Here is an 8,504-nt window from a genome sequence, read left to right on the forward strand (position 1 = left end):
ATGCGTAAGCTTCGTGATGAGTATGGCCACATTCTTGAAGAGAAGAAAAAAGAGTTTAGGGAGTATGCGGGGATCAATAAAGATATCCATGAGTATCTGATCGCAAAGCGAAATTTAGAAATGTTGTACCTGCAGGATAAAAGCAAAAATGAAAAAGAGGGGCGTGATAAACGTTCCCGAAACTCACGGACTGAGTCTGTGTTGTAAGAGCCGCAAAACGCGTTTGTCGGACAAACGCACTGCTTGCCACAACGACACTCAGCGCCGGCAGGATGAGAATAAGAATAATTATCAGGAGGACTAAAGAAATGAAAGTAAGTATTAAATCAAATAAGCTTGAAGCAAGTTCAAACAATGTAAGAGGACTTTGTACAGTAACTTTTGGAGATAGCTTTTCAGTAAGAAATATCTCAATAGTAGAAAGTAGGAAAGGCGGCACCTTCGTATCAATGCCAAGCTTCAAAACCAAGACTGTTGATGAAAAAGGAAATACGATTTACAAGGATATAGCATTTCCTGTAACTAAGGAATTTCGTGAAGAGCTTTTTTCTAAGATTAAGGAAAGTTATGAGCCGGGGGAGGTGGTTGAGCTTGAGTGGTAAGAATATGAAAAATGATTATTGCCTTGTTTGTGGAAAATGAAAACTGGCCATCTTCAAGGGAGTAAAATTGATGAAGTTCTTTTGGCTTTTATATTATTTATAGCATTCAATGTGATAAACTATACGTAGTATGCAGGTTATCACGAAAAGCTTTTTCTAAAGAGAGGGATGGATATGGCTAGTTCTAAGGCAAAAAGTGTTATTAGTGTCGCATCAAAACATACTATTAAAAAGTTTGAAATTATTTCAAAATATGTTGAGGCGTGGGCAGAAATTCTTTTATCATCTTCGAGTTGTAATGGAATAGTATATATAGATTGTATGTCTAATAGTGGGCTGTATAGAAGAGAATCAAAAGATGGAGAAGTGATAGAAGGTACGGCATTATTAGTTGCTAATATTTTAGCAAAAGCTATGAAGAAGTATAAAGATAAGCAAGCTTATTTGTATTTTAATGATATTGACGAGAATAAGATTGATTTATTAAATACAAAACTTCCAAAAAGAACTGAGAATTTTAATATTCAAACATTTTCGATGGATGCTAGTGAATTGCTTAATAAGATCAGCAGCCAATTTAAAACTGTTTTTAAAGGAATGAATTTTTTATTAGTTTATGATCCGTATGACGCAAATATTGATTGGGAAGCTTTAATGCCTTTTTTGAGAAATTGGGGAGAAGTTATTATAAATCATATGGTTTCAGATACGATTAGAGCTGCTAGAGTTGCGAAGAAAAAAGAGGTGATAAATAAATATGAAAGAACATATCAAACAAATATAGAAGAACTTATTACGTTTGGAAATAGCAGGGAATCATATGAACTTAAGGTTCAAAGTATAATAAAGGATTTATGTGGCAGAGAGAATAGATATTATGTTGCTTCTTTTCCTTTTTTTAATAATCATAATTCTGTTGTTTATGATTTGATACATTGTACGGGGCATCACCGTGGTTTTGATTTATATAAAGAGATTGCTTGGAAAACATTTGGGGACAAATCTTCTGACAAGAAAAAAATATATAATGATGATTATGGTCAATTAACGATGAATTTTGAAACTGGTGAAACAGAAATTGAGTGTATAGCGGATGGATCTTGCTATACTTTAAAAGATATTGCTGGATATATACAGAAGAAGTTTCGAGGACAGACATGTGTACCAAAGGGTGATGTTATTGCATATATATATGATCATCCAGTTTTTCCGACGAGAAATTATAGAAATAAAATATGGGATGCATTGAAGAAACATTATGGTGCTGAAGTTCGTAGTCAAACAATAACATTTTCAGATAGGAGTTACTAAGAATGCCGCAAGTAGAAGGGCATATACAGAGAAAATCTATGCTTTATAAAACGGGTGTAGAGTATGGAGATTATACATTAAATTTTGTGCAGGGGTGTGCGCATGGTTGCAAATATCCCTGCTATGCTTTTTTGTTAAAAAAACGATTTGGTCAAATTAAGACATATGAAGAATGGATTAAGCCATATCTTGTATCTAATACATTGGAAATCTTAGATAAAGAGATTCCAAGACTGAAAGATAAGATTATGTCTGTTCATCTATCATTTTCTACGGACCCATTCATGATGGGGTATCCGGAAATAGAAAAAATGAGTATAGCAGTTATAAAAAAACTGAATGCGGCTGGAATTAAGTGTACAGTGTTAACAAAAGGTATTTTACCAATTACACTTGCTGATTTTTCTAAAGAAAATGAGTATGGTATTACATTGATTTCGTTAGATGAAGAATATCGCAAGAAAATGGAGCCAGGCTCGGCCTCTTATGTTGAAAGACTTGTGGCGTTAAAAAAACTTCACGATAAAGGATGCAAAACTTGGGTTAGCATTGAGCCTTATCCTACACCGAATCTAATAGATCAGGATTTGAAGAAAATCCTGAAAGCAGTTAGATTCGTAGATAAGATCATTTTCGGAAGAACCAATTACTGCAAAGATGTCACATCCGGATATCCTGAGCATAAAAAGTTCTACAATGAAAGAGCAAAGGAAGTGATTGACTTCTGTAATGAGAAAGGAATCGCTTTCCACATAAAAAATAAAACGATTACAGAATAAAGTATATGATTCGTAAAAGCAAATAGATAGAATTAAGCTAGAACATCTTGACGGAAAGACATTATATAATATAAAAATTGGAGAAGAATTGAAGAAAGCTGAGTCAAGTGAGGAGAAGGAAATAACTGGGGGAGATATATCGCAGGCTGAGCCTATAGATAAAAAGGAACAAAAGAAAAAAATTAAAAAAGTGAAAAGCGTAAAAAGAAAAAATAATGTGCACACGGATGTAATTCTCGTATATAGGAGCCCACATGGCAGCAGGATATTCATTAAAGGAAGCTGAATATGTAGACAGACCTCTCTCAGATGATGAGATGTGGTCTGCTTTTGCATTTCTTTTTTCGAGTAAGTCTGTGAATGATACAAGCTATAAGTATGGTTTTCTTAAGGCGATTCTTGATAATCTTTATAATACTGATGACAAGTTGGTTCTGACATTTGATCAGCTTTTTTCTAAATTTACGGAAATCTATTGGAATTTGGTTTTAAAGCACCACGTTCTGCAAAAGAAACCCGGAAAACTTAATAGGCAGTCGGAGCTTGAGAAAGCGCTTATTTATGGCAAGGAGAAATATGCCATACTTGATGATATACCTTTTGAAAGTCTTTCACATGAGATGCAGATTGATATTTGTCATAAGGTGAAGATTAAATGTAAGGAAAATGTAGTCGGCGCTCTTTATGCCGATCTGCAAGGATTATTCTATTCTTTTTCCAAGAAGGGAGAATGGATTCGCATCAATCCAAGGATGTATGAGTTTGTGTGCAAGCACAAGGTTGCCATTGAGAAACTCAATTATTATGAATGGGCGAAGTTTCTTGAGAGGGTTAATGAAGACAGCGTTGTTGATCATCTCCTAAGCAAGATAGATGAGAGCACTATGCGTACACGTAGTAGTTTGGCTTATTATAGGGATATTCTTTTTGAAGAGTTTGAGAATAAGTGCTTCTATTGTGGGAAGACGCTTACTAAGCGAAGTGTTGAGGTTGATCACTTTATTCCGTGGTCATTTATTAAGGATGATCAGATCTGGAATTTTGTTTTGGCTTGCCCTGAATGCAATAACAAGAAGAGGGATAAGCTTGCAAAGGTTTTCTATCTCAATAAGATTTCAGAGCGAAATGAAGTTTTGATTGAAAAGAACACGAGGGATGCAACTGATTCTGCAAGAAGAATAAAGATGATCTATGACTGGGCAAGGAACAACGGTTACGTAAACACTTGGGAACCGGGGAAAGTAAAACAGTAAGTTATGAATGATAGTAATGTAGAGTATTATAATAAAAACGCGGACTCGTTCTTTGAAGGAAGTGTCGCAGCGGATATGTCATATCAGAGGGATAAGTTTGCTTCGCTCCTTCCAAAGAATGCAAGAGTTTTGGATGTTGGGTGCGGAAGCGGGAGAGACAGCAAGGCTTTCATGGATCTTGGCTTTGATGTAATTTCTTTTGACGCATCAGAAGAGATGTGTAAGAGAGCATCTGCATACATTGGCAGGGAAGTCCTAAACATGAGATTTGAAGAGATTTCTTTTGACAATGAGTTTGATGGAATATGGGCATGCGCATCACTATTGCATGTTTCAAAAGAGAAACTGCCTGAGATACTTGGGAAGCTTAGGGCTTCCTTGAAAGATGGCGGTGTTATGTACGCGTCTTTTAAATATGGCGATGGAGTGAAGGAACGCGGAGAGCGCAGCTTTATTGATTTTAATGAGAAAAGCATTGTGCCGGTTATGGAGAATGCCGGATTTACAGTGATAGGTAATGAGGTTACTCACGATATCAGACCCGGAAGAGAGGATGAGATGTGGATTAATGTGATAGGGAGTAATTGAGAAATAGGACGTAATGATTCATGCCCATGTGGGAGCGGAAAAAAGTACAAATACTGTCATGGGAAGAATTAAGGTTGAGACGATGAAAAGCTATGCATTAAGAGAAGCTGTTAAAGACCTTTTAGTTTGGCTATTAGCAGATTTCGCTCACTGACACGAGAATGCTCAGGTTGTTGTCGTCAGTTCCGGATGGTTATGTTGAATGCCTAGTAGATTTGCCACATATTTAAACGCAGGAGGGGGTTCTATGGACAATACTATTAAAAAATATTCATGGACAGACTTTTATATCGAGCTTGCTGACGCAATATTGAAGTACAAAGATAATCGGGAATTATTTGTTAAGTTGATTAGGAAAGCGTATGAAGACGCAGGTATTGATTATAAGTATTATAGTAATGGGCACTTTTTTCAGGATATGGATCCGTTTACTTTTTTTGGTGGATTTAATAAACAGTCATCTGACAAAACTAGAATTGCCTTACTGACTCAATATAAAAAGGTGTTTGGAATATCAGCTGAAGTTCCGCAAGATTTTACAGGCATTCCCGTTCTTTTTGCTATGAAGGCATGGTTTACAGACGACACGCCGGATGAGCGTATAGGAACATTTTGGAAACTTTTTGAAAAGGCAATAGCATGTGCGGATAAAGGTGATAATGAAGAAGTTGCGGAATTATTTGATAAGGCTGCTTCTTTTCAGGGAACTAGCTGGAATCTTACGATGGCTCTATATTGGATTCGACCTTTCTATTATATTAACTTGGATACAAATAATCGCAAAAAGCTTAATGATCAAGGTTTATTTAATGGCAAGTATCCATCAGGAAAAGTGTATATTGAGTTGTGCGAGTCTTTGAGAGGAAGTTTGAACACGGATAAATTTCCTTATAGCTCTTTTCCAGAGTTTTCTGCGCAGGCGTGGGATGATAAGAAAAATAACAATGCAGAAGATACATTAGATGATGATAATGCGGATAAAAAACGTTATTGGCTTTATGCTCCGGGAAATAATGCTGATAAGTGGGATAAGTATTACTCAAGTGGTGTGATGGGAATAGGTTGGCACGAAATAGGGAATCTTCGGGAATATAATTCTAGAGATGAAATGATAGAAGCTATGAGGAATAATATCGATCCCGATAAGTCTTATGTTATGGATTCTCTTGCAACATGGCAGTTTGTTCACGAAATTAAGCCTGGGGACATTGTTTATGCTAAAAAGGGAATCCACAAGATTGTGGGAAGAGGAATAGTTCAATCGGATTATGAATATAACAATGATTTTGGAGATTATTGTAATTATAGGAAAGTTAAGTGGACTCATAAAGGAGAGTGGCAATATCCGGGGCAGGCCGCTATGAAAACGTTGACCGATATTACCAGATTTGCAGATGTTCTTGAGAAGTTAAATGGGTTACTTGAAATTGAAGAACAGGATGATATAAAGAATACTGAACTTAAGCCTTATGATGGAAAGCGCTTTTTAGAAGAAGTATATATGAGCGAAGAAGATTATTATAATTTAGCGGAGCTCATTGAATATAAGAAAAATGTGATTCTTCAAGGTGCGCCTGGGGTTGGAAAAACATTTTCAGCCGAACGCCTTGCATATTCAATACTTGGATGTATTGATAAGAGTAAAGTTGAGATGGTACAGTTCCACCAAAGTTATTCATATGAAGACTTTATAGAGGGATTACGACCGACTGCAACAGGAGAGTATGAACCTAAACCGGGAGTCTTTCAAAGATTTTGTGATAAAGCCAGAGATGATAAGGAAAATAATTACTTTTTTATCATTGACGAAATAAATAGAGGAAATCTGAGCAAGATATTTGGCGAATTATTTATGCTCATAGAAAATGATAAGCGAGGGCATGAATTGCAGCTTTTATATTCCGGAACGTATTTCTCCGTGCCTAAAAATGTATATATAATTGGACTAATGAATACAGCAGATAGAAGTTTGGCAATGCTTGATTATGCATTGAGAAGACGCTTTTCTTTTTTTGATATGAAGCCGGGATTTGATACAGATGGTTTCAAAAAATACAAAGAGAGTCTTAAGAATGAAAAATTTAATGCTTTGATTGATTGCATTAAGGAATTAAACGAAGAAATCAGGAAGGATGATTCTTTGGGAGAGGGATTCTGCATAGGACATAGTTATTTCTGTATTAAAGGTTCTATTGGAGAAAAGACGTTGTCAAATATCGTAAAATATGAACTTATTCCTTTGGTAAAAGAGTATTGGTTTGATAATAAATCTAAGGTTGATACATGGAGTGAGCGCTTATGTCAATCAATATACCAATAAAAAACATATACTACATGCTTTCTTATGTTTTTCAATCTTTACAAGATCAAGGATACAAGAACCTTGAAACCGAAGAGTTTAAAAACATAGGAGATTTATGCGCTGCGATAATATGTATCGGAGTGGAAAAGATTATTAAGCGGGGGATATTTAAGGAGTATGTTCCAATTGAGGAGAAGATGTACGCTATCAAAGGAAGAATAGATATAGCTGAGACAATCAAGAGTAGCGTAAGATATAAAAATCAGCTTGTTTGTGAATATGATGAGTTTTCTGTTAATTCTTATCTCAACAGAATTATTAAAACAACTGCGATACTTCTAATTAAATCCGATATTTCAAATGTACGAAAAAAGAGATTAAAGGGCTTGATGAATTATTTTCATGAAGTTGACGTGATTGATGAGCATAGGATTAATTGGCTGGTAAACTATAACAAGAATAACTCGATATATCAGATGCTTATTTCTGTATGTAAGATGGTAATAAAAGGTATGATTCATACTAAACAGGAGGGCGGAGTAAAGCTTTCAGATTTTATAGATGAGCAACAGGAGCATAAAATATATGAAAAGTTTATTCTTGAATATTATAGAAGAGAACATAAGGATATCAAGGCTAATGCAATAAAAGTTGATTGGGCAGTAGAAGGAAATAGAAGGCATCTACCTGATATGAAAACTGATATTACACTTCAGACGGCAGATGGAAGAGGGACACTTATAATTGATGCAAAATATTATACTCATAATATGCAAATGCAGTTTGATAAGGAAAAAGTCCACTCGGGAAATTTGTATCAGATTTTTTCATATGTGAAAAACTATGAAGCCGGTTGTCTGAGCGATTGTAGCGTGGCGGGAATGCTGCTATATGCAAAGACACTAGATCAAATACAACCGGATGATGAATATAATATGAGCGGAAACAAGATAGTTGTTAGAACGCTGGATCTTAGCCAGAATTTTGAAGGCATAAAGAAAGACTTAGATGGTATATACGAGAGGTTTGTAAGTGGTGACTTTTTTGTTGAAGATGTACCAATAACTATTGGCTTGAGGAGAGAAAGAATATGATGTCGGCTTTTTTACAAAAGAAATATGAGGAAGCATACAGTGCTTTTGAAAGTGTTGTAGTGGAATCCAAGTTTAGTATTCGGCATCGAAGTTTGAAGAAGTATGAGGATAAGACAAATCAGGATATTTATTTCTTGCTAAATGATAAAACTGTATGTGCAGTATATGTAGGTAAGGATTCTTATAAAATCTGGACTAATAACCCGATATGGCGGGGATTGTCAAAAAGAAATCCGACAGAAATAAGAAGCGATGGATATTATGATATTTTTTGCAATGATTTGGAAGAGTGTATAGATGAAGTGAAAAATATATTGATTAGAAGTATTTGATATTAAGGCAGAAAGGATATTTTTTATACAACAAGGGTGACATAAGAGAAATACTGGATTCTTTGAGTAAGCAGGATTTGATTGAACTTTTAATTGAGTACAGCGATAATGGATACTTTCCGTTAGATTTATTTCTTTTGAAGGCGGGTTATCGGTTCTCGGCAGAAGACTTGGAAGAATATTGGAATGATATTTATGATAAGGCACTGGAATATGACAGAAATAAAGATGATAGAGCATCTG

The 8,504-nt window shown here is 35.3% G+C and carries 12 protein-coding genes; all 12 read left to right on the forward strand.

Annotated elements, in window-relative coordinates:
• On the forward strand, nucleotides 1-207 hold a 207-nt coding region (locus tag G628_RS18975), incomplete at its 5' end, for a hypothetical protein (RefSeq protein WP_034500836.1).
• A 101-nt stretch (nucleotides 208-308) separates the two neighbouring features.
• Nucleotides 309-602, forward strand: coding sequence for a SpoVG family protein (locus tag G628_RS17135; RefSeq protein WP_051199151.1), 294 nt, complete (start codon nucleotides 309-311; stop codon nucleotides 600-602).
• Between the two features lie 174 nt (nucleotides 603-776).
• Entirely contained in the window at nucleotides 777-1,913 is a 1,137-nt protein-coding gene (gene tcmP, locus G628_RS0110620; RefSeq protein ID WP_027209123.1) for a three-Cys-motif partner protein TcmP, read from the forward strand.
• 2 nt (nucleotides 1,914-1,915) lie between these two features.
• On the forward strand, nucleotides 1,916-2,692 hold the full coding sequence (locus G628_RS0110625) for a radical SAM protein (protein WP_027209122.1): 777 nt from the start codon (nucleotides 1,916-1,918) through the stop codon (nucleotides 2,690-2,692).
• An 88-nt stretch (nucleotides 2,693-2,780) separates the two neighbouring features.
• On the forward strand, nucleotides 2,781-2,978 hold the full coding sequence (locus G628_RS0110630) for a hypothetical protein (RefSeq protein ID WP_027209121.1): 198 nt from the start codon (nucleotides 2,781-2,783) through the stop codon (nucleotides 2,976-2,978).
• Nucleotides 2,947-3,945 carry an HNH endonuclease gene (locus G628_RS0110635; RefSeq protein WP_034500825.1) on the forward strand — a complete coding sequence of 333 codons (999 nt, stop codon included), beginning with the start codon at nucleotides 2,947-2,949 and terminating at the stop codon, nucleotides 3,943-3,945. The genes G628_RS0110630 and G628_RS0110635 overlap by 32 nt, the downstream gene beginning before the upstream one ends.
• A gap of 3 nt (nucleotides 3,946-3,948) precedes the next feature.
• Complete coding sequence (locus tag G628_RS0110640; RefSeq protein WP_027209119.1) at nucleotides 3,949-4,533, forward strand: class I SAM-dependent methyltransferase; 585 nt, start codon at nucleotides 3,949-3,951, stop codon at nucleotides 4,531-4,533.
• 3 nt (nucleotides 4,534-4,536) lie between these two features.
• On the forward strand, nucleotides 4,537-4,605 hold the full coding sequence (locus tag G628_RS19370) for an SEC-C metal-binding domain-containing protein (protein WP_242827213.1): 69 nt from the start codon (nucleotides 4,537-4,539) through the stop codon (nucleotides 4,603-4,605).
• Between the two features lie 175 nt (nucleotides 4,606-4,780).
• A complete protein-coding gene (locus tag G628_RS0110650; RefSeq protein ID WP_027209118.1) occupies nucleotides 4,781-6,853 on the forward strand; it encodes an AAA family ATPase in 2,073 nt (690 codons plus the stop codon).
• On the forward strand, nucleotides 6,832-7,929 hold the full coding sequence (gene mcrC / locus G628_RS17140) for a 5-methylcytosine-specific restriction endonuclease system specificity protein McrC (protein ID WP_051199150.1): 1,098 nt from the start codon (nucleotides 6,832-6,834) through the stop codon (nucleotides 7,927-7,929). Before G628_RS0110650 ends, mcrC begins: the two co-directional genes overlap by 22 nt.
• Nucleotides 7,926-8,261, forward strand: coding sequence for a hypothetical protein (locus tag G628_RS0110660; RefSeq protein ID WP_027209117.1), 336 nt, complete (start codon nucleotides 7,926-7,928; stop codon nucleotides 8,259-8,261). The genes mcrC and G628_RS0110660 overlap by 4 nt, the downstream gene beginning before the upstream one ends.
• Nucleotides 8,258-8,504 (forward strand): hypothetical protein (locus tag G628_RS19055; RefSeq protein ID WP_027209125.1); only part of this gene is annotated, 247 nt, incomplete at its 3' end. The genes G628_RS0110660 and G628_RS19055, both read left to right, overlap by 4 nt.

Origin of the sequence: Butyrivibrio hungatei NK4A153 (assembly GCF_000424465.1) — a bacterium.
GTDB classification, from domain to species: Bacteria; Bacillota; Clostridia; order Lachnospirales; family Lachnospiraceae; genus Butyrivibrio; species Butyrivibrio hungatei_A.

Bases quoted from the DNA above. Each gene is read 5' to 3' on its own strand.
- G628_RS17135 (WP_051199151.1), top strand. From the start codon at position 309: ATGAAAGTAAGTATTAAATCAAATAAGCTTGAAGCAAGTTCAAACAAT.
- tcmP (WP_027209123.1), top strand. From the start codon at position 777: ATGGCTAGTTCTAAGGCAAAAAGTGTTATTAGTGTCGCATCAAAACAT.
- G628_RS0110625 (WP_027209122.1), top strand. From the start codon at position 1,916: ATGCCGCAAGTAGAAGGGCATATACAGAGAAAATCTATGCTTTATAAA.
- G628_RS0110635 (WP_034500825.1), top strand. From the start codon at position 2,947: ATGGCAGCAGGATATTCATTAAAGGAAGCTGAATATGTAGACAGACCT.
- G628_RS0110640 (WP_027209119.1), top strand. From the start codon at position 3,949: ATGAATGATAGTAATGTAGAGTATTATAATAAAAACGCGGACTCGTTC.
- G628_RS0110650 (WP_027209118.1), top strand. From the start codon at position 4,781: ATGGACAATACTATTAAAAAATATTCATGGACAGACTTTTATATCGAG.
- mcrC (WP_051199150.1), top strand. From the start codon at position 6,832: ATGTCAATCAATATACCAATAAAAAACATATACTACATGCTTTCTTAT.
- G628_RS0110660 (WP_027209117.1), top strand. From the start codon at position 7,926: ATGATGTCGGCTTTTTTACAAAAGAAATATGAGGAAGCATACAGTGCT.